Below are 25274 nucleotides of genomic sequence, written 5' to 3' on the forward strand. Positions count from 1 at the left end.
GGTTAGTGATTGTTTTTTCACGTTCTTGTTCATCACCTTTCCGTTAAAATTTGAAGCTTACTAAATAAGTAAATGACGCAAATTATAATAAGTTCTAGCGGTTAAATCCATCATTAAATTCAAAAAAATCTGCTTTTTTAGGACTGATTAATCACCTCCTGTAATTAAACATAAAACCAGGTATTGAAAGCACTTACATTTTTAAAAAGCAGAAAATTGAGAATTCAATTTTAATTATAGGGGAATAAATTTTACACTTACATAAAAAAATCAGTCTACTATTTATAAAAAACAGTGTTTCTTTTAAAAACTCTCTAGTTTATACTGATTAAATTAACCGGCAAGTTTAAAAGAACGTAAAAAACCCTTTTACAGAAAGAACTCTCTGTAAAAGGGTTTTAAATACTTCTTTAACTTAAAGCTTTTTCAAGGCATCTGAAATTGATTCTTCTTCAGTAACAAGGTCAAATGAACGATGATAAGTATGCTCCTCATTTAAGCTGGCCATAATTGTTCGTGCTACGTCTTCACGAGGAATTGTCGTTCTCATTAAATTTTCTCCAACAGATATTTTACCTTTACCTGGTTCATTTAGTAATCCTCCAGGCCGGATAATTGTATAATTTAAATCAGATTTCATGAGCATTTTATCAGCATAATGTTTCGCAACATAATAAGGTTTTATTTTTGCATTCCGATTTTCTCTGTTGTGGGCTTGAAGAGCACTCACCATGATAAACCGATTAATACCAGCTTTTTCTGCTGCTTCAATTGTTTTTACCGCCCCATCAAGATCAATTAATAGTGTTTTATCTGCCCCAGTATGTCCGCCGGAACCTGCAGTGAAAACAATGGCGTCACAGCCGCTGGCAGCTGTTGCGATTTCATCTACACTGCCTTCTAAATCTGCTATTACTGCCTCAATTCCATTTTCCGAAAACATCCTCATTTGTTCATCTTTTCGTACCATTGCCCGAACAGTGTGTTCTCCACTTTCTTTTAAGATTTGAGCAAGCTGTTTACCTATTTGCCCATTAGCACCAACTACAAATACCTTCATAAAATCCTTGCTCCTCCCATTAGTAATATAATGCACGTCATTTCTATTATTTCAAAGAAAAAGATACGATTCAAAAAGTCTGCTTTTTTAATTAAAAATCACCATTAGCGATCAACTTTACAATTTCCTCTTCCACAAGTTTTCCTTCAGCTTCATTATGTAGATGATTCATGAGTATGGAGAAAATGACCGTTTCACCTTTCTTCGTTTGCACATAGCCGCAAAGAGACGTCACATTTGTTAGGGTGCCTGTTTTTGCTATAACATGTTTATTTAAAGGTGGACTTGTCATGCGTTTACGTAATGTTCCTCCGATCATTTTTTCCTTGGCTCCAGCAATAGGCAAAGAGTTTAAAAAGATCTGAAACCATTCCCGTTTTTTCACTTGATAAAGCAAATTCGAAAGTTCATTTGCTGAGGTCAAATTTAAGTGTGAGATCCCAGATCCATCCCTAAATTCTATGTTCCTTGTATTGACACCCAATTCAGCAAGGGCAAGTCGTTCAACCTCCAGACCAGCTTCCCAGCTGCCATTATTTTTAAATACTTTCCCCATTTCTTTAATTAAGATCTCTCCATGGCTATTGTTGCTTAATTTCATAAACGGTATTAGCAATTCTGATAAAGGCATTGAACGGTGAGAAAGGATTAGTTTTGCTTTATCAGGTGTCACTCCAACTTTTGCATCGCCAACCAACCTTATTCCTTGTTTTTTTAGTGAATGTTTCAACCATTGAACAGCATGCAAAGTCGGTTCCCAAACAGCAATTGATTCTTTTTGTATTGGCGTATTAATTGGTATTGTTCCTTTAACTGTTATTATATTCGAACCATGTTCTCGACAGATACTAATGGTGTTTTCTCCTTTATCCGATACTGTATTTGTTTTATTAATAATCTTGACTATTCTTGTTTGCGGATGTACATTGATCATAGCTTTATTGTTTGTTTTGTTGTGAGGGATAATCTCAATATTTACAGTCCCTGGGTTATACTCCTTATCAGGGGCAATTGTTAAAGCAGAGATTTGCGCACCATAATAAAAAGTCTCATCACTCCAAGAGACATCAATCGAATAACGAACATCATCATACCAGGAATCATCCCCAATCAAATCGCCATGTATTATTTTAACCCCTTTCTTTTTTAATTCTTTCGCATACCGATCAAAGTCTTCAGGTAACAGAGTTGGGTCTCCTTTTCCTCTCACATAAAGATTTCCCATTAATACCTTCCAATTGATGGAGCCATCTGTTAGCAATTCAGTATGAAACCGGTAATCCTTCCCTAATGTTTCTAATGCTGCTGCAGCAGTAAACAGCTTCCTGTTAGAGGCAGGGGTTAATCGAAAGTCACCATTATAGGAAGAAAGTAATTCACCAGTAGACGATGAACGTATACTTATGCCAGCAAGTGCTCCTTGTAAAGTTGGATGATGCTTAAGCAGATTATTCAATTGGTTGCTGAATTGAGGTGTCTGATTATTTGCCTTTATATGAATGATATTACTTGAAAATAGCGTGGAACCTATACAAAGAAGTAGGCAGATTATTAATTTGACCATATGGGATAAAGCCTCCTAGAATGTTTCCTATCGAATAAACACTTATCATTTTTTACATCTTCAAATGATTTTTAATAGAGAAAACCAAGGCAGCTTAATTGATAAATAGCATTAGCTTTTTTGAAGGCTTCTTAATAGCTTTAATTGCCAAGGAAGCCACAAGCCATATACGAAAATAAACACTGGAGTGGACCATAATGTAAACCAACCTTTTAATTGCATGTACCCGACTTGAACAAGCGTCCATTCAGACAAAAGAGAAAGAAAAATAAAAATTATTGTATAAAGCCACTTCTTTTGTAAATTGACATAGTTTGAGAAGATAACAGCAAAGCATGGAGGAATAATGGCATAGCAAACATAATCACCTATCCCTTCTTTCTCAGGATGACTTCCTAAATCGAATACATCTAGATAATTTAACATGAGAAATACATCTATTGTAATGGAGACAAATCCCGTTGCACCAAAGATAAAATAAATCTCTCCCCAACTTAAACGTTTTTTCATAAAGAGAATATAAAGTAAACCAATCATACCTAATGCCAATGGATACCAAATACCCACGGAAGCTAAATCTAAATTTTCTATAAAATTATCCACAAATACTCTCCTTCGCTGCTTTTTTAGTAATAACAACCAATTTATGAAAGATACTTTAGTTTTTACTTTATGTTATATAAATATGAAGTAATTTTTCTAAAGTGGTCTATTTGGAAATTCATTAAATTTGCTTTATTATTTAGGTTATAAAAAGATCAGATAAAGAATGGTGGTGTTAGTAAATGTGCGGTCGATTTTCGTTAGCTACCAATCAGGTCATTTTGCAGGAGCAATTCGAATTTATCATACATGAAGAAATAAAATATCGATTTAATATTGCACCTTCCCAAGATATATTGGCCGTTGGGTCTAATGGACGAAATAGAGTAGGAGTTTCGATGCGTTGGGGGCTTGTTCCTCCATGGTCAATGGATTTAAAGATTGGGAATAAGCTGATAAATGCGAGAGCGGAAACGATTGACCAGAAACCAAGCTTTAGGCAGGCGTTTATGAAAAAAAGATGTTTAATCTTAAGCGATGGCTTTTTTGAATGGAAAAAGCAGGATAACAGAAAACAACCATATCGGTTTATTATGAAGGATCGTCGACCTTTTGCCTTTGCAGGACTTTGGGAACAATCGGATATAGGTGGTGAAAAACCGCTGTACACCTGCACAATTATTACAACGACAGCAAATGAACTTACAAAAGATGTTCATGATCGCATGCCTGTTATTCTTCCTCCTGATACATATGATCGCTGGCTTGATAAGGACTTCCAGGACATGGATACTTTACATTCCTTTCTTAGCCCATATGAAGCAAATCTTATGGATGCTTATCCGGTTTCGAACATTGTCAATTCACCGCGTAATGACAATGAAAAATGTATACAACCGTTAAACAGCCTTTAATCGTCTTCATAAATAGGAAGAGGCTGCCCAAACAGCCTCTCTATCTGATTATTTATTTGTCCCAAAATGTTGATCATACCACTCTTTTGCTTTTTCAATCTCTTCTCTAGTAAGCTGATGTCCGGCATTACCCCAATGCTCTGTTACTGCCGCGTTCGCTTGTCGCAACACATTGGCTAACTCCTTCGTTTCTGCTTGGGGAATTAGCGGATCATTTGTTCCGGCACCGATGAAAACTGGCGTGTTTGCTAAATCCGGAACTTCAATTCCTCTTCTTGGCACCATTGCATGTAATAAAATTGCCCCATTTAATGCATTTTTATAATGATACATAAGACTGGCAGCGATATTAGCGCCATTTGAATAACCGATCGCAACAACATTGTTACGGTTAAACTGATACTGTTCCGCCATTTCTGAAAGAAACTCGTTTAATTCTTTCGTGCGGAAAATCAAATCTTCTTTATCAAACACTCCTTCCGCTAGTCGGCGAAAAAACCGGGGCATGCCATTTTCTAATACATTACCTCTAACACCTAACACAGATGCATCATGGTCAATCATTTCAGCAATAGGCAGTAAATCCCGCTCATTTCCACCTGTTCCATGTAGAAGTAAAAGAGTTGGTGCGTTTTTATTTTTTCCTTCTATAAAAATATGTTTCATTCTGTCTACTCCTTTGTTTTCTTATTCTTTTGTATCTAACGGTTTTAACTTTGCTTCAATTTCTTTCCGTCTACCTTCAAAATATGGTGGAAGAGCCAGATTTTCACCAAGATGCTCAAAGTCCTCATCACCTTCAAATCCAGGTCCATCTGTCGCAAGCTCAAACAAAATACCGTTCGGCTCCCTAAAGTATAAAGAACGGAAATAATAACGCTCAACAAATCCTGAATTTGGTAAATGACTTTCATTTAACATATCGACCCATTTATTTAATTCCTCAACATCCTCCACTCGAAAGGCAACATGGTGAACACTTCCACGTCCAGGACGTTCACGACTCAATTCTTTCTCTTCAATGATGTGGATTTCTGCACCAGAACCACCTTCACCAGTTTCAAAAACTCGCACTTTCTTTTGGTCGAACTCTCTCAAATAACCTGATTTTTCCCGGAAGCCCATCAAGTTTGTTAAAACGTTTATCGTCCGTTCCGGTCTAGTGACTGTTAAATGTACCGGACCAAGTCCAGTAATCCCTTTTTCTTGTGGAACAGGGCTTTTATTCCATGGAATTCCGCTTGGGACACCTTCGTTTTCCTGATCAGATACAAGAATTAAGCGTTGACCTTCATGATCCCGGAAGGCAAGGCTTGCTCTACCACTTTCATAGCTAATTTCATCATGCTCAATTTGTAATTCTTTAAAGCGATTCTGCCAAAACTTTAGTGTATGATCATCCTTTACACGTAAAGACGTTGCACTTATACTATTTGTTCCAGGATATGTTCTTCCCGCATGCGGAATTTCGAAGAATGTTAAATCTGTACCTGGATTTCCACGTTCATCTGCATAAAACAAATGGTAAACAGATGTATCATCCTGATTAACTGTTTTTTTAACTAATCTCATACCTAAAACCTTTGTATAAAAATGATAGTTTTCCTTCGCATTTGCTGTAAGAGCTGAGACATGGTGAATACCTTTTAGTGGTTTTCTATTCATAAAAAGTTCCTTTCTTCATAACCGTTATCTCAAATGAAATAATCTCGAATTCAAGATAAATTATAAATGAATTAGTTTATGTATGTCAACACATAAGAACTTGTACGGTTTTATATAAAAATGAAAGGGTCTAACCCCATCACATTAATCTGTGTTTTAATGGAAGGTCAGACCCTTGAGACAGCTTAAATCTATTATTGTTGAATAAATTGTCTGCTTTGCTGGAAGCTTTGATAAACTGGAACCTGTTGTGGTTGATGTTGAAATCTTTGGAAAGATGGCTCAACATTGTATGCTACACCTTGCGTAATTTCCTGCTGCATTTGGTTACAAGTGTTTAAAATTTGCTGACATTTTTGGATTGCTTGTTGATGACCTTGCAGTGCTTGTTGAATGTTTTGTACAGCTTGCTGCTCGCGTTGCATTAGCTGTTGCAGCATTTGGGCATTTTGCTGCTCTTGTTGGAGCATTTGTTTGTACAATTGGTTTCCTTGTTCTGTTTGTTGGATTAATTGTTGAACAATTTGACGACATTCATTGATTTGTTGTAAAGCATGTTGTTGTGTATGCATATTTAGTCCCTCCATCAAATAGTATTATTGTTGTTGCGGCGGATTGCTGTATAAACCGCTTGGTTGATAGCTGTTCATTAAAGAACGTGTAGTTGTTTGATCAAATGTAGCTACTTGGTAATAGCCTTTACTATTCATATAACCCCATGTTTCATACGCTTGATCAGCGCAATTTTTTGCTCCTTGAATCATCATCTCCCTTACTTGCGGATCTGTACATTCTAAAGAAGCGTGCATTTTAAATACCGCACCAGCTTTATGACAGCCAAGCATTGCTGACGAGATATCGCGGTCATTTAATTGGCTAATTGAAGCATTTGGTCCTTCTGGAACTGCATTGCTGCTTACTCCGTAGGTTGGTGACACATTGACCTGTGATTTCACACTTGGTAACTGTCCGATATTGGACTTTTGTTGAAGCACATTAACAAACGCATTGTATTCATTTGTCATAAATGAAAGTTGATTATTTAGAATGTTTTTTAATTCTTGGTCCTGGCAATATTGCTGATAAAGTTGGAAATGATTAATTCCATTTATCATGCTGCTAAGAACCTCATGACATTCCATCATTTCATGTGCGCCAATGTTGATTTGGTTCATTTGGTTCATTTGGTTTTGCATCACGATTCCTCCTTAAAACAATTTTGTAAAGCCAAAATTAAAATCCCACGAAACAAAATGTTTTATACATATGAAACTTCAACTTGTTAAATCGTATTTTTTCGACAAAAAAGGGCTGTCTCAAACCAAAGGATCAGACCCCAAAAACCACAATACAGGAAACTAATCTAGTCCATATATTAGTAGTTGTTAGGAGGCTGATCCTTTTCTAGAGACAGACCCTTAAGATGAAAATTTATATGTGATCATTCCATTCGGCTGAACAATAATGGAAAAGTAGCAATGATGTTTTATTTGTCTGGATAAGGAAAATTGGCTTCCATCCCAATCTAAGTTCCAATTCTTTGGAGCACTTGCCTTTAAATGCATGAATTGATGCTTAAAGGTATGATATTTGAGTGATAAAGGGAAGCTTTCCTCTTCAATTGCATACCATAATTCCATCAAGTATTTTTTCGCCTGAATCGATTCTGTATTTTCAATAATTTTGTTTACTGTTAAATAATTCACTTTATCTCCTCTCCTCTAATAACTACATTAGTTGAGATTCGATAAAAAAACTACCCTAAAATGTTTCCAATCAAGGGTAGTGTTAACTATAGCTTAAGAATGTATCTGATGATCTGCTAGCTTTTCTTCCTGGTCTCGTTCCATTTCTTTTATCGGTGACTTTTTATATCGGCCAATAATGGAGCTGGCAATAAAAATACACATTATCGAAACTAGGGCTTTAAACCATCCCACCATTGTTAACGCAAGAATAATTATAAAGGAATCGGAAATGAATAAAACGAGTCCTCTGTTAATGCCGAATTTCTTATCAATATAAAGCCCTAAAATGTGGATTCCGCCTAGTGATGAACCATTATTCAAAACAAACGTGACACCAATTCCTATCAGCAAGCCCGCTAGAATTGCAGCAAGAACAAGATTCATTTGAAAAGCAGGAATGAAGAGATCGTACCACTCACGCAGTAAAGAGATCCCGGTTATCGATAATAAGCTGGATATAGTAAACCATTTTCCAAGCTCCTGTATAGAAATAAGAAAAAACGGCAGGTTTACAATAAAAAATAAACTTCCCCATGAAATCTCTGATGCGTAACCTAGAATCGTCGCAATCCCTGCCGTTCCTCCGAATGTTAACATATTATCTGCTAAAAGTTTTATTCCGAATGATGTAATAACTAGTCCAACTAGTACAAATAAGAGTCTTTTAATAAGAGTCATATAGATCCCCCGATCATTGTTGTCCTCTACTAACTTATAGCATAGGGTAACAATGGTCAATAAGCTGGGAATAATTCGGAAACTTAAGTTTATTGCGACATTTATTTTAGATGTCAATGATTAATTAACATATTCTCAAAACAAAAAAGCTGTTAAGAGAAAATCCCTTAACAGCCATATTTTTTACTTTTTAGTTACTTCAGCATTTTCATCCGTCATCCGATTCGTATAATCATAATCAGACGGGTCAATTGGGTCAAACCCTTGAGGGGTGTAAAATCGCAATAAATCTTGGTTGACAATTTTGTCTGATATCTTGAGCTTCATTTGGGTGATTTGATCATACTTTTTGATTTCTTCATTTACTTCAACCTGTTCACCCGTTTGGGTATCATAATATTTACCATTTATTCCTGTTACATTTTCCGTTACAAAGTCACCGTTACGGAATGGTACAACCTCTTGATGATCTTCTGATAATAGATCTGTCCCCAATTGAACATATCCTTTTGTATCAATTCCTAGTAAATGAAGGAGAGTCGGCATTAAATCAATTTGTCCGCCATACTGATGCATTGTACCGCCTTCTACTCCAGGAATGTGAATAAATAGTGGTACCCTCTGAAGCTGAGCATTTTCGAAATCTCCTACTTCCTTACCTAACACTGTAGACATCGCCTTATTATGATTATCTGAAATACCATAATGATCTCCATACATTACAATGATTGAGTTTTCATATAATCCTGATGCTTTAAGATCAGCGAAGAATTGTTTAATAGCTTCGTCTAAATATCTAGCAGTCTGGAAATAGTTATCTACTGATTTGTCTCCAGTTGTATGCTTCTCAATCGTAGCTAAATCCTGATCAATTGGATAAGGAAAATGGTTCGTTAATGTTATAAATTTTGTATAGAACGGTTGTTTTAATGATTTTAGCATCGGAATGGATTGTTCGAAAAATGGCTTATCCATTAAACCATAATTCACAATATCTCCTTCTTTTGCCGTATAATAACTCAAATCAAAGAACTTATCAAAGCCTAATGATTTATAGATCTCGTTTCGGTTCCAGAATGTTTTTGTATTTCCATGGAACACGGCAGACGTGTAGCCGTTTTGTCCTAAAATAGCTGGTGCTGCTTGATACGTGTTACGCCCTTTCGTAGAAAAAGCTGATCCTTGCGGCAATCCAAATAACGAGTTTTCTAACATAAATTCAGCATCCGCAGTTTTACCTTGTCCCGTTTGATGGAAAAAGTTATCAAAATAAAACGTATTTTTATCTCTTGTCATAGAGTTAAGGAAGGGTGTAACCTCTTCCCCATTTAACTTGTAATCAATGATAAACTCCTGCAAAGACTCTAAATGAATATAAATAACATTTCGATCTTTTGCGACACCGAAGTATTTAGGATTTGGTTCAGCATAAATCGCATTTGTATAGTTCGTCACTTCAGTAATGTCATCAGAGTCTGCCATCGCACGTTGTGCAGAGGCATTTGTACTTTTAATGGCATCATAAATGGTAAAATTATACATACCTAAATATTTCACAATATAGTTACGATCAAATGTTCTTGTAAGCAACTGAGGTCGATCTGCTTCAGCTAGACTTAAATTCACAGCAAAAAATGCAACTGCTGCAGAAAAAACCATCACTAACGTACGCTTTTTCATTTTAATCGGTGCAGGTTTGACGGCCTTCATCAAGACTAATGCAACTAAAATAATTGTATCTAAGAAGTACAAAACATCGTAAGGTTTTAGCAACGCTTCAATACTTTGTCCCAAGTCACCGGCATTCCCTGTTTGTGTCAATGTTGGTAAGGTAATAAAATCAGAGAAAAAGCGGTAATACACAATATTTGCGTATAGCAAGAATGATAGAAGTAAATCAATAATAATCATCCATACATATGATTTTTTCCCTTTAAAAAATAAGGCAAGACCTAAAAATAATATAGCCGAGCTTACAGGGTTAATAAATAAAAGCAACTCCTGCAACTTATTATCAATACCTAAGCTAAACTCTACTCTATAAGCAGAATAGGTTTTAATCCATAAAAGTACAACAGCAAGTGTAAAAAAAGCAATCGGTTTATTCAGTAACGAAGTTAATTTTGTTTTCATTTGAAACACCTCTTTAATTGAATAAAAAATTTACAATTATCCAATTGAAATTTACATAAAATTGATTTGAAATTTACATTTAATTAACAGTAATAAATATTAACTCATTTTTTGCTAGATTGCAATCTTATAAATTTACAGAATGTCTATGAAGCTATGTCCTGACTGCATTCAACAAAATTATTAACAATTTATGAACGGATTATTCCTTTAAAACTATGTTTCATTTGATTTATATTGCAAAGAATTTCAGCGATGAGGTGGTTTTAAGTGAACAAAAAAGTCAAAATGACTTTTTTCTCAATAAAAAGAGGCTGTCTCAGCCAAAGGTCACAAACCCTTTTGAGACAACCTCTCTATTTTTTGATAATAAATAGTACGACTTAGTTTTATGATTCCTTTCGCCGTAAATATATTTACATATTAATAAAGCTACTCTACCTTTTCTGGTTCTGGATAATCCTCACCAAAGGTATCAACTTTTATATGTTTGATTTTCTGCTCCTCTAACGGCTTGTCTTGTTGATCTGTTTCAACATTGACGATTTGATCAACTACATCCATACCTTCTGTTACCTTCCCGAAAGCTGCATATTCCCCATCTAAATGGCTGGAATCCGCTACCATAATGAAAAATTGCGAGCCTGCCGAATCAGGTTCCTGTGTGCGTGCCATTGAAATGACGCCTCGTTCATGCTTTAAATTGTTTTCAAAGCCATTTGAAGTAAATTCTCCTTTAATACTGTAATCTGTACCGCCTATACCGGTACCTTCCGGGTCACCGCCTTGAATCATAAAACCAGGAATCACTCGATGAAAAATCACCCCATCATAAAACCCTGATTGTGCCAGACTAATAAAATTATTAACTGTGTTTGGAGCAATATTCGGGTACAATTCAACCTTAATGATCTGATTGCTTTCTATTGTAATTGTTGCAACGGGGTTTTTCTCTATCTTTTGTTCAGACTTATTAGTTTCGGAATCACCTGTTTGCACGTCTCCTGATGCACCACAGCCTCCTGCTAGTAAGGTAAAAACGCAAATTAGTAAAATTCGAACTAACTGAAAACGGTCCATCATGTCCTTCTCCCTTCTTGTTGTAAACATTCATACATTGTTTCGACAAGGATTGATGAAATCCTTCATTTTTTACAATCACTTTATTCCTTTAACTTTAACCCTCTTCTATGTCACTGTAAAAGTATACATGATCATAAAAGGTGGTGCTTAACATGACGGAAGAAGTCTTCATCCTCACTTAAAAACTAATCAGGAATCGGCTGTGACAAATGTAGAACAATTAATCAAAATGGAACAAACATGAAGAAGGGGCTGTTTCGAAACAGCCCCCTTTCAAGCTATATTTTTTTAAAAACAGCCGCTTTTGTTTCAATCTCTCCTAGTTGAAGATCTGTAATATGTGAAAATGAATAGACACATCCATATCCATCTATATCAAATAATGTCATTTCCATAAAGTCAACTGGAAGCTCGTGTAAATGCTTCAAAATGAGTTCATTTTCTGAACTGTGAAGAAGGTCTCCCTCCTGTAAATAGTGAACAAAAGGATTGGTTTCAAGAAGATGTTCTGAAGGAATGTTTACAAATTTCATTTAAAAGCACCTCACATTTCTTTTTCTATCTTTTCTGTATTTTCTGATTATTTATATCATACACAATTACCTCATATTTGAAAACTATTTTTTAAAAATTTTATGCTGTAAATTTTTACATATTATCTTCCTCATTTCTTCTAGCTTCATATTCTAACAAACTGGTTGATTAACCTATTCGTATAAACAAATTTCCAATTACCTTTACAGGCATTCATGATAAAATAAATCCAAGGATGTGACATGGATGCTAAAATTACGACAGTTTTTTATTATATTAGTATTAACATTTCCCATTCTTATAAGCTTTGATTCTACCGGTATTAATAAGAAAGCAATTGCTTCTTATCAGTCACCTGAAGGTATTCAGTTTTTGAGCTATTCAGAAGAATGGGATCAAGCAAAACTCATTGATTTATATCAACAATTAGTAAAAAATAAACATGGGAAAGAAATTTACTCTTTACAAGAGGTATCCATTATTGGGGGGACTCATTCATCCTCATTTACTAAAGGGAGCTATCATGCGTTAACTAGTTCAATTACATTGTATCAAGGTGATACGTACACCAACCCGACTGACTATGCTGAGACACTGTCACATGAATATGGCCATCATTTTGCCTATTTCTACTTTCCATCCCACCACCTCCCGTTTTCTAAATGGCTGACTGTAAGAGGCATCGAAGCACCTGCATTACAGTGGGATGCCTTTTGGAATTATAATGAAAAGTTTCATGCTTACTACCCGCAGGAGATTATTGCTGATGACTATGTCTTATTATACGGGGCGACACATAAGGTGGAGGTTGACGATGTATATAGTAACGAGGCCTTCTATTTACGAACAGAGCATGAAAACAGCCAACTTCCAAATGTGCTGGAAAATAGTAAACTGCATTCCTATCTTGAGGAGGAAAGCGGCATAAAAATTGATGAAAGCAGGCTGCTTCAACTGCCAAAATTAGCTGATTGGAATCACTCAACACTATCATTTCAAATTTCCGATAAACCAAATGTCGCCTATCGGTTAAATCTTGAGTTCCACCAATCAGGAGACAAGGCAAGTGACGAGTGGGAGCTTTATGAGATTACTACTGATGAAACAAAAAATATTGTAGACTTTTCTTTAGATGGAATTGATCAAGAAGTATTATCCGCTTCTGATTACATGACGGCTTCTATTGATGTAGTAGATTTGTCAACTTCTATTGGGTTTGAAACAGAGGAGATCACACTAGATCTTTCAAAGATTAGCGATAAACACATGTAATGTTTTATAAAATGAGAGGCGTTGTCATCTGACAACGCCAATTTTATTTTATCCTTATTAAATTGTTACTGAACTGCCCTTTTCGATTTGAAGTTTTTTATTTTTCACCATGTTGTTAATCGCGCTAAATAATGCTTTTACAGAAGAAGTCATAATATCAACATCTATTCCGCATCCCCAATACACAGTTCCATCCTCAGCGGTAATTCCAACATATGAGACAGCATTTGATTTTGAACCGATTTCCAAAGCGTGTTCCTTATAAACCAAATCTGTGTAAACAATTCCTAAATTAGATTGCAAAGCATTACTGATTGCATCTAGTCTTCCGTTACCTTCACCTTCAATTTCATGCATTTCGCCGTTTAGGTTGATGTTTACAATTGTTTGGTAATCATCATAATGAGTAAAACGGTAATTCTTGAATTCAATAGGTGACTGAATATTTACATACTGTTTGATGAAAATGTCATAGATTTCTTCAGGCATAAGCTCTTTATTTTGACGATCGGAAACATCTTTTACGCTATAACCAAAGCTTTCCCGCATTTTTGGCGGCAGGTCAAGGCCATATTGTTGTTCAAGCACATAGCCGATACCGCCTTTACCGGATTGGCTGTTAATCCGAATGACATCACCTTCATACTCTCTGCCAATATCTTTAGGATCAATTAACAAATAAGGAACCGTCCAATGCTCACATTCATTTTCCTCGCGCCATTTCATTCCCTTCGCAATCGCATCTTGATGGGAACCAGAAAATGCCGCGAATACAAGCTTGCCGCCATATGGCTGGCGATCATACACTTTCATTTTGGTCATACGTTCATATACCTCAATGATTTCTGGGATGTTTTCAAAATTAAGCTCTGGATCTACCCCATGTGAATACATATTTAATGCAAGTGTAACGATATCGACATTACCTGTTCTTTCGCCATTTCCAAACAGCGTTCCTTCAACCCTCTGTCCTCCGGCAAGCATTCCAAGCTCCGCATCAGCTATTCCGCTACCTCTGTCATTATGTGGATGAAGTGACAGAATGACATTTTCTCGATAGTTTAAATGCTCACTCATGTATTCAATTTGACTTGCGTATACATGTGGCATTGACATAGAGACAGTTGCCGGCAAGTTAATAATTACTTTGTTTTCAGGAGTAGGCTGCCATACATCAAGCACGCGATTACAGATCTCAAGTGAAAATTCTACTTCTGTGCCAGTAAAACTTTCTGGTGAATATTGAAACTTGAAGCTCCCTTCCGTTTCCGCTGCATATTTCTGTAATAATTTTGCACCAGAAACAGCAATGTCAATAATTTCTTCTTTTGACTTTTTAAATACCTGTTCACGTTGAGCAACTGAGGTGGAATTGTAAAGATGAACGACTGCATTCTTTGCACCTTTAAGAGATTCAAATGTTTTTTTGATAATATGATCCCTGGACTGTGTTAATACTTGAATTGTCACATCATCAGGAATCAAATCCTGTTCAATTAACGTACGTAGAAACGTATATTCTGTTTCTGAAGCAGCAGGGAAGCCCACTTCGATCTCTTTAAAACCAATTTTTACAAGTAATTGAAAATATTCAAGTTTTTCTTCCAACGTCATTGGAACAACTAACGCCTGGTTTCCATCACGAAGATCGACACTACACCAAGTTGGAGCTTCTGTTATATACTCCTTTTGCGCCCATTTCATACTCTCCACTGGAGGCATAAAATACCCTCTTGTATACTTGCTAATATTTTTCATCTTTTCCACCCTTTCATATATCATACTTATTATCAATAAGTGCTGTTAGAACACAAAAAAGCCTTTCATCTCTAATAATAGAGACGAAAGACTGTTAACATCTTACGCGGTACCACTCTAATTCATACCAAAACGATATGCACTTAAGCAGATACGGGTTTTATAAACCTTATATCCTCCTACTGTAACGGTTAGGCTCCGTCTCCACCTACTCTTGCTTCATTTCAGCGAGCTACTTCAAGGTGAGTTCGGATTTCATCCACGTCTGTTTCGCACCAACCAACAGCTCTCTGATCGCTTAAAAAATCCTACTAGTCCTCTTCAATGTATTTAAATATTTAGAATATTGTACCAAAGAAATTTTTCATTATCAAGACATTTATTTCATTTTTTATTATTGCCATTTCCATTTATTATTAATGATTATTTCGATTCATGTCATTTTTTCATAGATGTATTCTTTAAATGAAAAACAAAAGAGCTTCCGTTTAACTCTTCCTTTATTCCCAATGAGCCGGAACCAGGAGTGGCGAACATAAAAAGGGTTTGAGATAATTTTTTCTATTATGTAGCTAATGCATGCTTCAGCTTCCTTCTCCTCTATTTTTTCTTTACATGATAACGATAAAACAAAATATGACTTATCAGTTTCAAGCTCAAGCAATTGGAAATGATAAACCCCCTCATGTGATTGATTCATTTGCTTCAATACTTTTTCGATACTTTTGTTGACATCAACTTCATATTTCTCAGCTTCGTTCCAGCTTGATAAAAGCGAGTCATAAAGTGATAGAGTGAGGATAAAATGTGAGGCATAGTCTTCAGGATCAAATTTTTTTTGCTTTACAGTTTCTTCTTGTTTCGGAATCATAATATACTCTTTATAGTTAGCAAAAAAATCCTTGCTCATTTCCACTTACCTTCCTTCTTAAAAAAATATCATAATTTTACAAAGTACGATAAAAAATAATCTTATATGTTACTTCTTTTTCATACACGCTAAACCCTTTTAAGAATGAAAAGTTATTTAAAAAAGATTGTCGAGGATATTTTTGTAAAACAAAAAAGGGGTACATTCCCCATAAAATGGAGGAGTCAGCCCCCTTTGCTTTCCTTCTTTTCGTCAAGTACCGACATATTAATCCCTTTTCTTTAAAAGTTTAAGAAAGGATAAAATTTTGTACTTAGTTTTAGTGTCTAGTTCCAGGTTCCACCTGCTCTAGGGTCTAGTCAAATAGGAACTGAAGGTAAAGAACACCTTCTATTCCTATTCGCCTTATGCTTGTCGCCGAATGCTAAGCGCCTTGCGCTTTTCTTATACACATTCATTTTATTCAACAGAAAATGAAAGCTTAATGATGCTGAGCATGATGGATCGTTTGTTCTAGTACATTCATTACATGACTATCATCAGGAGAATAATATAATGTGGTCCCTTCTCTCCTATACTTTACCAAACGCAAGTTTTTCAAAAAACGAAGCTGATGTGAAACCGTTGATTGCAACAATGATAGCCTTTCTGCAATCTCATTCACGGAACACTCTTGATGTGATAGTAAATGAAGGATTCTAATTCTGGTTGGATCCCCTAATGCCTTAAAGGTTTGCGAGACGATAAACAGTGTTTCTTCATCTAGCTGTTCAGTTTGTCCTTTCTTGATTTGTTCATCCATCATAAAAACTCCTCTTAAAAATTATCTATTTCAAAATATGAGTATATGTACATGTTATGTAATTAAATATTAAAAAAAATTTTGGCTACTGTCAATCTTAGCCAAAAATAAAAATGAGTCCTGCTATAGCAATGCCAGTTAATAAGCAAAGAAAGTGATAAAAGCGATAACTTTTTCTTAGTGAAGGATAAAATAATTCAAAAATAGAGATAAACCAGATTGTACTTATTGCGATACCGAGAAACACTCCAAGTATGGGGTCAGTACTAACCAGGAGCATCTTGCCGATCACCGAAAACCCTTCCAAGCTTAAGGCTACAACAGCAAAGCAAGTAAGTAATTGATGAATTTTTATTGAAGAGGCAAAAAAGATCATCATTAATGTCATACCTTCTGGAATATGGTGATACACAACTAAATGGTATAGATGATTGGAATGATCAACATGATCCCCTAATGCAATTCCAGAAGGGAGATTATGTATGATTATCGCAATGATAAGATAATAAAATGAAGCTGTTTTATCGATTGGCCGAGTAAAGGAATGAGGATGAACCAGCTTATCGATGAAATACATAAGCGGCAAACCAATTGAAATTCCAAGGAATACAGGAATAACCCCAAAATCAGATAAACTATGTGGTAACAATTCTAAGAATAAGACACCACATAATACTCCCGCACAAATCGACAAAATATATTCAATTTTCACCTTAAACCATTTTGAAATAAAAATGGAGATGGCGGCCCCTGTTAACAGAGAGAAAAAAACATTTATACTTAACGAAAATATCACCCTTTTCCCCCTCCATCAGCTTGTGTAAACCCTTATCTATATTAGGTTTATGATATCGATCAATCTTTTAGTACAAGTTATGCAGGATAACAGGCAATTTACGTTAACATCTCTTTTTAGTTTAATTGTTTAAGAAAATAATCAATCACTGCTGTTGAACACAAACGGGCCGCTACAAATGGCGGTTTAACTCCTATTGCTGCTTCTATCGGAAGACCAAGCCATAAATATTGGTTATCAATAATGATAAATGGAAATGAGATTGAAAAATCATAAACCTGATCGGCAAATGAGTGTCTATTCTCTGCCTTTGTCATTAATATTAATTGGACCTGCCGATTTCTGTTTCTTATGATGGACAGCCATTCTTGGTTTAATTCTTTTCCCGAAGGCAATCCGATGTAAATTGAATTTTTTGCCGATTGAATATCCATTTTCAGTTGTTCAAGCTTTTTAGCATGCATCCACATTAAATTTGGATGTTGATGTTTAATCCATGTGCCTATTTGATGTGGATGCACTTCTTGATTCATTTGTATTTGATAATCTACTAGCTTGCGAATCATTTTATTCCGATAGATTTTGGATTTGATAAATTGCTGATCACCTATATGAATGAATTTTCCTTTCGTTCTTGTGATCGCAACATTTATTAGTCGATCGCTATCCTTGCCAACGATTAGCATTCCCGGTTGTTCTTGCGGGTAGCTATCGGTTGAATCAAATAGGATGACATCACGCTCACTTCCTTGAAGGCGATGAACTGTTGAAGCAATGATATCCGCTTCTTGACACTCTTTTGGATAAACATCTGTCAGCAGCATGTCCATTAATGCAGCCTGTGCTCGATATGGTGTCACATAACCTATCGATCTTGATCCCGCCAGGTAGGATTCATGAATAAGTTGAAAGGACAAGAGCAATTGCCACAAATTAAACCTTGAATATGATGATTTTTCATGAAAACAATGATGTCCAGTAAAACTAGAATCAACAAGAATAGAAGAACGGTTAGGAAACGGCATCCTTTCGACAATCGCATTTCTTGATGTTTTGACACTTGGATGATCTCCAACAAGTGATTCATACATATATTTGTTTGTAAAAGAGGAAATATCCGGATGCATCCTTCTCTGTTTACTTAATAGGAATAAATTAGGATGAAGTGTTTTCCTTTCATTAAGAGAGTCCACTACTCCCGACTTATGAAAAATATCCTGTCTCAGCCACTCATCTACCAAAGAATGCCTTGCAGAGGCAATTGGCGGAAGCTGTTTAAAATCCCCACAGATGATGATTCTTTTTCCTAATGAAGCTGCAAAAGCAATCTGTGGAACATATGCCATACTTGCCTCATCAATCATGACAATATCGTAGTCTTTTTCATATATTGCTGGATCAGTCGCTGCTTTTGATAATGTTGTCCCGATCATTACAGCATCTTTTACTAATTGTATTTCTTGTTTACGAAATTTATCTAGGACTTTCCCCAGTCTTGCCTCAATGTTTAATAAACGCTCTGAGTCTCTCTGACTAAAAGATCGTCCCAAATCAAGCTTGATTAATCTTCGTTCTTCTTGCAAATTGACTCTTTTTTCAGCTATTTCGGGATTCCTTTTTTGAATTAGCTCATCTGTTGTTAAGTTCCAGCCTGACATGATCGTTGAATGTGTCCCATATCGCACAATCTCGCCCTCATTAAACTGCCCCTTTTTACCGACAAACCGAACGATTTCAGTCATTAACACATCGACTGCTTGATTGCTTTGGGCAAGAATCAGCACTTTTTGACCTTTAACATATTTATTTCCAGCTACCCTAGCAAGCGTATAGGTTTTCCCTGTGCCGGGCGGACCCCAGACAAAGGTCACCGGATTATATTTGCTTCTCAGTACCAGCTCGTGTACATTTGACTTTATGTTATGAAGCGGATGCATTGCTTCGTTAGGAGGATTTATTAATCTTTTTATACGCCCCCGTTTTCGTTTGCTTAACCGTATTTCATCAAATCGATCATGAAGCTCATCCAATAGCTCCCAAGGATCATGAAGCAAGAAAAGTCCTGTAATAGTAGAAGCAAGCTTTTCATTTAGGGATATAATGACGCTTTTCCCTTCAGATGATAAAATAACACCAGTTACAGTAGCCGGCTCAATTCTTGCCAGTGATCCTACAGGAATCCGCACATATTCTTCTGTTTCAAAATAATAGGTAAACGCTGATCCGTCATTTCCAATAAATTGACCATTTGTAAGAGAATATTTTGTACTTCCATATGTCTTTAAATGCATGATTTCAGATTTTAGCGCTTTTTGCCATAGTTTTATATAACGGTTTGTTGATTTCATGTTGTATTCTTCCTCTATCTATGCTTCTTTTTTACCGAAACATACTATACCATCTATAGGAGTGAAAATCTATTTTTTAATAAAGGTACTTACAACATGATAAGTTAAGAGAATGCTGAAACAGGGAGAAAAGCTTGGACCTGGCGCCTAATCGACGTGCCCTCACACAAGTGGCAACTCATTTTTATTGCGCAGAATTCCTCGTTTCTTGTGTTTCATTCCCTTCAATTCCACTTATTTCGTTCGATTCGCTTTGACTGCTGACTCCACCGTTTTCTCCGCTTCCAGAAACGGATTTACTTATATTTTTTAGTGAAATTGTATGAGTGTCACCAAAATTTATGACTCCTCCACTTATGGTTTCAATTTTTATTTGACCTATTATAATACATGGCATAAAGAACATTCCTTTTTATATGATTTAAAAACTATTATTTGATACTATATGAAAAGTATGAATAGCTTGTATAGTTGAAAAGTCTATAAATAGAATCAGGTAAACCATATACAAAAAAAAGACATGTACATACTACATACACACGTCTTTTTCTTGTTTTATGTTTTCCCAATTACATGGTTATTTCTGTCGTTTTATTATGGCATGAACATTCAGCTAAGCTATAACCAGTTACATGAAAGCCATGTTTTTGTAAAAATCGAATACCAATGTTAATTTCAAGTTTATTTGAGGCAATTACATGGACATATTTACTTGGTATTTCATGATAATATCTTTTTAAATAAGGGATAGGAATAAATATCGCATCCTGAAAAACGAAGCTATCTGATAAATTATTATAATCCCTAAAATCAACGATCACCTGTTTTTCATCCCATTGATCTTGCCTGACATCCACACAAGGGACTCTTTTAATGACACTATTCCGTTGATAAAAGAAATGGCTAATAAATAAAATAAAAATAAGTCCAATAATGAAATAGAAAATAATTATTCCCTCCTTTGAAAATTCCATAATGTTTTGTGAGGAGAAATATTCCATCTATACTATATAGTTGGAAAAGCTATTTATTCAAGTAATTAGACTTCATTTCAAATGGATTTTATAAAATATTCAGAATATTGTATGTTCGAAACAAGGCTGTCTTTTAAAGGTCTTACCTTAGTTTGCAGACAGCCTCATTTCATTCATATAACTTGCTTGTTGTTAAGTTTATCGATTATTGTATAAAGCTCTTCTAAGTGAGTAATTTCAAAATCAGGAATGACTTCATTTCTTTCTTTGTTATGACGGTTAATCCAAACAGATTTCATTCCGACTCTTGAAGCACCAAGGATATCTGTCATTAAATTATCGCCTACCATGATCGCTTCATCTTTTGTTAAATTCATTTTTTCAAGAGCATGTTTAAAAATAGATGCATCTGGCTTCCCTCTGCCAAAAGCCCCTGAAATAATAATTTGTTCAAAATATGGTACAAGCTCGGGAGTTATCTCTAATTTTGTATTTTGCAGGTCTGGTGAACCATTTGTAAGTAAAAGGAGACGGTATTTTCCCTTTAGTTCATCTAATACGTTAAAAGTTTCTTCATAAACAAATGGATTTTTTCGTCTTTGTGCAGGAAATTCTTCAGCTAACAATGCTCCATACTCTGGATCATCAATTCCACAAGCTTGTAATCCTTTCGTCCATGCATCCTTACGATAACCGGGAACGATTTCAGCCATCTTTTTAAAATTCTCTTCTTCATCTAAAAAATTTCCCCATAGTCCTTCGAACGGATTGATCCCGATCATTTGAGTAAAATCATACGTTTCATATGAAGAATAGAGCTCTCTTGCAGCATCTCGTACTTCCTTTTCTAATTTTTCCGGATCGATTCCATATTTTTCGTGCGCGATCTTACAGGTCGCTACAAAAGCCTCTTTTACACTTTTTTGATCCCATAATAATGTATCATCTAAATCAAAGAAAATTGCTTTAATCAATTTTATTCCCCCAATTTCTCTAAACTGGCATTCAAATACTCACACTATTCAAACAATAGATTACATAGATTTGCTTAAGAAGTAAATAGAATTTCCGTAATCCATCATAAAGAAACGATTGGTAAAGTTATTACACTAACGCAGGTTTACTTAATACGAATTCTTCAACTACTTTTGCCACACCATCATTCATATTCGTATCAGTTACAAAATTAGCAATCTCTTTAATTTCTTCTGGAGCATTTCCCATCGCAACCCCGAGACCAGCAAACTCAATCATTGCCAGATCATTGTAGCTATCGCCAATGGCAATCACTTCTTCGCGTTTGATGCCAAGGAGTTGAATTAATTGATTTAAGCTTGTCCCTTTTGTGACACCTTTTTCGGTAAATTCTAAAAAGTACGGCTTAGAACGCATCACACTAAATTCAGACTCTAGCTCTGCCTGAAGCTTTGATTCAAGGTCTTTTAATTTCTTAGGGGCTTCAACCATCAATACTTTAACAACCGGCTCTGTAACAGCTTTGGTAAAAGAATCTACAACTCGAATCGGCAAACCTGTTAGGTCCGACTCGATCGTTGTATATGGATTTTCGGTTTCCGTTACAATTTCATCTCCAACATAGGTATGAATAAAAACATCTTCACGGCGACTAATATGATAAAGATCACAAACAGCTTCGGGAGTTAACGTACTGCTAAATACTTCTTCCAAGTTTCTACAGTTTATAATTTTTCCTCCATTGAAAGAAAGGATATAACTACCGTATTCCGCTAAAGATAGCTCCTCTGCAATATGTTTCATGCCAAATGTAGGTCTGCCTGATGCTAGAACAACCTTCACACCCATTTCCTGAGCTTCCATAAGGGATTGTTTTGTTCGAGCAGAGATTGAATGATCATCTCGTAGCAGTGTATCGTCTAAATCTAAAACAATCATTTTATAAGACATTTATCACAATTCCCTTCCTCTTTTTGCTTTATCTATTATCCTACTACAAATCGACAAAGAAGGGACAATTTTTTAAAAAAATTTTACTCTTTCGCTATATTAAAAACTAGCTTTATTTAAAGGTAGGTTCTATATTAACTTGCCTTGAGATTTCGCTCTTAGGAAAGAAGTCATGGAGCCGCCTCAGCAACGACAAAAAGAGGCAAAGGGCTGTGCCCTCGCCTATATTTTTGCTGCTTGTTTAGATGCTAAAACTTGAATTTCAAGTGACCCAGCGTTTTTATCTACAATCGTTTTAATCATGACTGGATAATCTTTATTATTCATAAATTTAAAATCCGGACCTCCCCAGGAAACCGTCGCATCCCTTCCGGCAGGAACATAACCAACTGATAATGAATGGGAATGCAATTCTAGAATCTCAAGTCCTGCTTCGTCAACAGCATTATATAATGTTGAGGATGTTTGACAAATTCCCCCGCCAATTCCTTCAACAAATTGTTTATTAACAATTTCTTTTGCCTTTTGATAGCCTCTTTCCGGAGTACGTTCTCCTACAACTAAATTAAAATAAAAACGATCTCCAGGGCCTAAGATAATTTGGTTAATCGTGTTTGCTGATAAAGCGATGTTCTCGCTTCTACCTTTAACACTTGGATCAAATGTTGTTTTATAGCTTCCAATGACAACCTCGTCAATTCCTTTTATTGTCTCTTTTGTTACATTTGGAGGATTTTCTTGAATTGGAAGTGCAATCGATTTATCCAATGCACGGATATTTTTTAACGAGTTTACTAGCTTTTCCTCGTCAAGAATAACACGGCTTTGCCCGTTAATAAGCTGCCCGTTGCTTAATTTTACAGGCACCATCGGTTGATCTAATTGATTTGCTAAATCATCTGCAAGGTCTTTTAGCACTTGTTCATATTTTTTAGGATCAGGATTTAATGTTGGTTTAAATGAATGAATAATTTTTTCAGTTGTCGGATGGATTAGATCAACTGATAAATCCACTGTTTTTTCCACTAATTGAGAAGAGTTTGATACCATAGTCCCCACTGGTAATGGTTCCTCTTTTTGACTGCCGTTTGCTAAGCTTGAACTGCAACCAGTAACCAACATCAATAATAAGATTGACGCAACATATTTTTTATACATTCTCTCTCCCACTTTTCCAACTAAAATAATCTCTTTTGTTAAAATAATGGATTCCCCATTTTGTCGTTCTTTAGTAAGCACCCCTTATATGCTATTTTCCAAACATTTCATATATATTCTTATTGTATCAAAAATATCCTATAAAATGTTAAAAATTACCTTAAATTAGATAAAAAATAACCTTTTTAATAAAAACTATTTTACTACAAATTTTAAATAAAAAAATTCCTTAATATTAAATTTTTTCCTGTTTCTTTATCTATATGACGGTATTGGTTCGGTAAATGTTTCAAAAATACTTGTTTTTTTCAAAAAAAATAAAGACCACGAATTTGTGGTCTTCATTACACTTTACTATTATACTTCAACAACCCAGTTAAAAACGTCATCATGGGTTCCCGTTTGAATACCTGTTAATGTATCATACAATTTTTTTGATATTTCACCAGTTTCTCCGTTGTTAATCACTAATTTCTCATCGTTGTAGAAAAATTCTCCGATTGGTGAAATAACTGCAGCTGTACCTGTACCAAATGATTCTTCTAATAAACCTTCTTTATAAGCTTGATATACTTCTTCCATTGATAGTCTCCGTTCAGAAACCGGAACACCCCAATGCTTTAATAGTTGAATAATTGACTTTCTCGTCACACCTTCAAGAATACTTCCATTTAATGCTGGTGTGATAACTTCGCCATTAATCTTGAAGAAAATATTCATGCTTCCAACTTCTTCAATATACATTTTCTCAACCCCATCTAACCAGAGGACTTGAGAATAACCTCTTTTTTCTGCTTCTTCTTGTGCTTTTAAGCTTGATGCATAGTTACCGCCAGTTTTTGCTTTACCTGTTCCGCCATCTACAGCACGTACATATTTATTTTCAACAAAAATCTTAACAGGATGGATACCTTCTTTGTAGTAAGAACCAACAGGTGAAAGAATAATCATAAAACGGTAATACTTAGAAGGTGCAACTCCCAGATAATATTCTGTTGGAATAATAAATGGACGAATATAAAGTGAAGTTCCTTCTGCAGTAGGAATCCACTCTTTATCAATGTCAACCAATTGTTTTAAAGCGTCAATCACAAATTCTTCATCAATTCGAGGGATACACAGCCTGTCATTTGATAAATTTAATCTTTGCATGTTTTGATCAGGCCTAAACAAAAGAACTTTGTTTTCCTTTGTACGATAAGCTTTTAAACCTTCAAAAACAGTTTGACCGTAGTGGAACACCATTGTAGAAGGACTTAGCGAAATTGGTTGATATGGAACAATCCGAGGATCGTGCCAGCCTTTCTCAACACTGTAATCCATTATAAACATATGATCTGTAAAGACTCTTCCGAATTCCAACTGATCAGCTTGTGGTTTTTCTTTTCTTGTTGTACTAAGTGTAATGCTAATTTTATTTGTCATCCTAAACTCTCCCAGCTCAGAT

Annotated in this window: 25 protein-coding genes and 1 other annotated feature; of the genes, 2 read left to right on the top strand and 23 right to left on the bottom strand. The window is 35.4% G+C overall.

The genetic code is table 11. The features are described from left to right. Positions 1 to 415: 415 nt before the first annotated feature. The 3 genes from ACSVDH_RS17315 to ACSVDH_RS17325 all read right to left on the bottom strand — a co-directional run bounded on the left by ACSVDH_RS17315 (position 416) and on the right by ACSVDH_RS17325 (position 3227). Complete coding sequence (locus ACSVDH_RS17315; protein WP_439251492.1) at positions 416 to 1060, bottom strand: SDR family oxidoreductase; 645 nt, start codon at positions 1058 to 1060, stop codon at positions 416 to 418. Positions 1061 to 1151: 91 nt separating this feature from the next. Beyond that, a complete protein-coding gene (dacB, locus tag ACSVDH_RS17320; RefSeq protein WP_439251493.1) occupies positions 1152 to 2624 on the bottom strand; it encodes a D-alanyl-D-alanine carboxypeptidase/D-alanyl-D-alanine endopeptidase in 1473 nt (490 codons plus the stop codon). Positions 2625 to 2735: 111 nt separating this feature from the next. After that, a complete protein-coding gene (locus ACSVDH_RS17325; RefSeq protein WP_439251494.1) occupies positions 2736 to 3227 on the bottom strand; it encodes a hypothetical protein in 492 nt (163 codons plus the stop codon). A 182-nt stretch (positions 3228 to 3409) separates the two neighbouring features. Between ACSVDH_RS17325 and ACSVDH_RS17330 the strand changes: the two genes are divergently transcribed. Next, entirely contained in the window at positions 3410 to 4081 is a 672-nt protein-coding gene (locus tag ACSVDH_RS17330; protein ID WP_439251495.1) for an SOS response-associated peptidase, read from the top strand. 48 nt (positions 4082 to 4129) lie between these two features. Here ACSVDH_RS17330 and ACSVDH_RS17335 read toward each other — a convergent pair whose 3' ends face one another. From ACSVDH_RS17335 to ACSVDH_RS17375, 9 genes are all read right to left on the bottom strand, one after another. After that, the gene (locus tag ACSVDH_RS17335; RefSeq protein ID WP_439251496.1) at positions 4130 to 4747 is read right to left on the bottom strand and encodes an alpha/beta hydrolase; all 618 of its coding nucleotides are present in this window, start codon (positions 4745 to 4747) and stop codon (positions 4130 to 4132) included. Between the two features lie 21 nt (positions 4748 to 4768). Beyond that, positions 4769 to 5746: a ring-cleaving dioxygenase gene (locus tag ACSVDH_RS17340; RefSeq protein WP_439251497.1), complete on the bottom strand. Its 978-nt coding sequence runs from the start codon at positions 5744 to 5746 to the stop codon at positions 4769 to 4771. Positions 5747 to 5940: 194 nt separating this feature from the next. Then, positions 5941 to 6318 carry a hypothetical protein gene (locus ACSVDH_RS17345; protein ID WP_439251498.1) on the bottom strand — a complete coding sequence of 126 codons (378 nt, stop codon included), beginning with the start codon at positions 6316 to 6318 and terminating at the stop codon, positions 5941 to 5943. A gap of 24 nt (positions 6319 to 6342) precedes the next feature. Further along, positions 6343 to 6942 (bottom strand): spore coat protein, encoded by a 600-nt coding sequence (locus ACSVDH_RS17350; protein ID WP_439251499.1) that lies wholly within the window; start codon positions 6940 to 6942, stop codon positions 6343 to 6345. A gap of 222 nt (positions 6943 to 7164) precedes the next feature. Continuing rightward, positions 7165 to 7452 carry a hypothetical protein gene (locus tag ACSVDH_RS17355; RefSeq protein ID WP_439251500.1) on the bottom strand — a complete coding sequence of 96 codons (288 nt, stop codon included), beginning with the start codon at positions 7450 to 7452 and terminating at the stop codon, positions 7165 to 7167. Between the two features lie 93 nt (positions 7453 to 7545). Further along, positions 7546 to 8172, bottom strand: coding sequence for a YitT family protein (locus ACSVDH_RS17360; RefSeq protein ID WP_439251501.1), 627 nt, complete (start codon positions 8170 to 8172; stop codon positions 7546 to 7548). 183 nt (positions 8173 to 8355) lie between these two features. Beyond that, positions 8356 to 10305 (bottom strand): lipoteichoic acid synthase, encoded by a 1950-nt coding sequence (gene ltaS / locus ACSVDH_RS17365; RefSeq protein ID WP_439251502.1) that lies wholly within the window; start codon positions 10303 to 10305, stop codon positions 8356 to 8358. A gap of 432 nt (positions 10306 to 10737) precedes the next feature. Continuing rightward, the gene (locus tag ACSVDH_RS17370) at positions 10738 to 11385 is read right to left on the bottom strand and encodes a peptidylprolyl isomerase (protein WP_439251503.1); all 648 of its coding nucleotides are present in this window, start codon (positions 11383 to 11385) and stop codon (positions 10738 to 10740) included. Between the two features lie 281 nt (positions 11386 to 11666). Next, complete coding sequence (locus ACSVDH_RS17375) at positions 11667 to 11921, bottom strand: hypothetical protein (protein ID WP_439251504.1); 255 nt, start codon at positions 11919 to 11921, stop codon at positions 11667 to 11669. 247 nt (positions 11922 to 12168) lie between these two features. On the opposite strand from ACSVDH_RS17375, the gene ACSVDH_RS17380 reads away from it, so the two are divergent. Beyond that, positions 12169 to 13194: a hypothetical protein gene (locus ACSVDH_RS17380; RefSeq protein ID WP_439251505.1), complete on the top strand. Its 1026-nt coding sequence runs from the start codon at positions 12169 to 12171 to the stop codon at positions 13192 to 13194. Positions 13195 to 13251: 57 nt separating this feature from the next. Here ACSVDH_RS17380 and ACSVDH_RS17385 read toward each other — a convergent pair whose 3' ends face one another. The 11 genes from ACSVDH_RS17385 to ACSVDH_RS17435 form a co-directional block, all read right to left on the bottom strand. Continuing rightward, positions 13252 to 14952 carry a 2-isopropylmalate synthase gene (locus ACSVDH_RS17385; RefSeq protein WP_439251506.1) on the bottom strand — a complete coding sequence of 567 codons (1701 nt, stop codon included), beginning with the start codon at positions 14950 to 14952 and terminating at the stop codon, positions 13252 to 13254. A 76-nt stretch (positions 14953 to 15028) separates the two neighbouring features. Then, positions 15029 to 15286 (bottom strand) — a binding site (T-box leader). A 99-nt stretch (positions 15287 to 15385) separates the two neighbouring features. Beyond that, entirely contained in the window at positions 15386 to 15862 is a 477-nt protein-coding gene (locus ACSVDH_RS17390) for a hypothetical protein (RefSeq protein WP_439251507.1), read from the bottom strand. Positions 15863 to 16304: 442 nt separating this feature from the next. Next, the gene (locus tag ACSVDH_RS17395) at positions 16305 to 16628 is read right to left on the bottom strand and encodes an ArsR/SmtB family transcription factor (RefSeq protein WP_439251508.1); all 324 of its coding nucleotides are present in this window, start codon (positions 16626 to 16628) and stop codon (positions 16305 to 16307) included. A 94-nt stretch (positions 16629 to 16722) separates the two neighbouring features. Further along, on the bottom strand, positions 16723 to 17421 hold the full coding sequence (locus tag ACSVDH_RS17400; protein ID WP_299088483.1) for a ZIP family metal transporter: 699 nt from the start codon (positions 17419 to 17421) through the stop codon (positions 16723 to 16725). Between the two features lie 116 nt (positions 17422 to 17537). Next, positions 17538 to 19769: a DEAD/DEAH box helicase gene (locus ACSVDH_RS17405; protein WP_439251509.1), complete on the bottom strand. Its 2232-nt coding sequence runs from the start codon at positions 19767 to 19769 to the stop codon at positions 17538 to 17540. A gap of 184 nt (positions 19770 to 19953) precedes the next feature. Next, entirely contained in the window at positions 19954 to 20166 is a 213-nt protein-coding gene (locus ACSVDH_RS17410) for a spore germination protein (RefSeq protein WP_439251510.1), read from the bottom strand. A gap of 172 nt (positions 20167 to 20338) precedes the next feature. Continuing rightward, positions 20339 to 20626, bottom strand: a complete 288-nt coding sequence (locus ACSVDH_RS17415) for a sulfurtransferase (RefSeq protein WP_299088488.1) — start codon at positions 20624 to 20626, stop codon at positions 20339 to 20341. 290 nt (positions 20627 to 20916) lie between these two features. Beyond that, positions 20917 to 21717, bottom strand: a complete 801-nt coding sequence (locus ACSVDH_RS17420) for an HAD family hydrolase (protein WP_439251511.1) — start codon at positions 21715 to 21717, stop codon at positions 20917 to 20919. Positions 21718 to 21847: 130 nt separating this feature from the next. Continuing rightward, on the bottom strand, positions 21848 to 22669 hold the full coding sequence (locus tag ACSVDH_RS17425) for a Cof-type HAD-IIB family hydrolase (RefSeq protein ID WP_439251512.1): 822 nt from the start codon (positions 22667 to 22669) through the stop codon (positions 21848 to 21850). Between the two features lie 222 nt (positions 22670 to 22891). Next, complete coding sequence (locus tag ACSVDH_RS17430) at positions 22892 to 23827, bottom strand: VanW family protein (protein WP_439251513.1); 936 nt, start codon at positions 23825 to 23827, stop codon at positions 22892 to 22894. 357 nt (positions 23828 to 24184) lie between these two features. Continuing rightward, entirely contained in the window at positions 24185 to 25252 is a 1068-nt protein-coding gene (locus ACSVDH_RS17435) for a branched-chain amino acid aminotransferase (RefSeq protein WP_439251514.1), read from the bottom strand. Between the last annotated feature and the right edge of the window lie 22 nt (positions 25253 to 25274).

Source organism: Metabacillus sp. Hm71 (genome assembly GCF_051842955.2).
GTDB lineage: Bacteria > Bacillota > Bacilli > Bacillales > Bacillaceae > Metabacillus.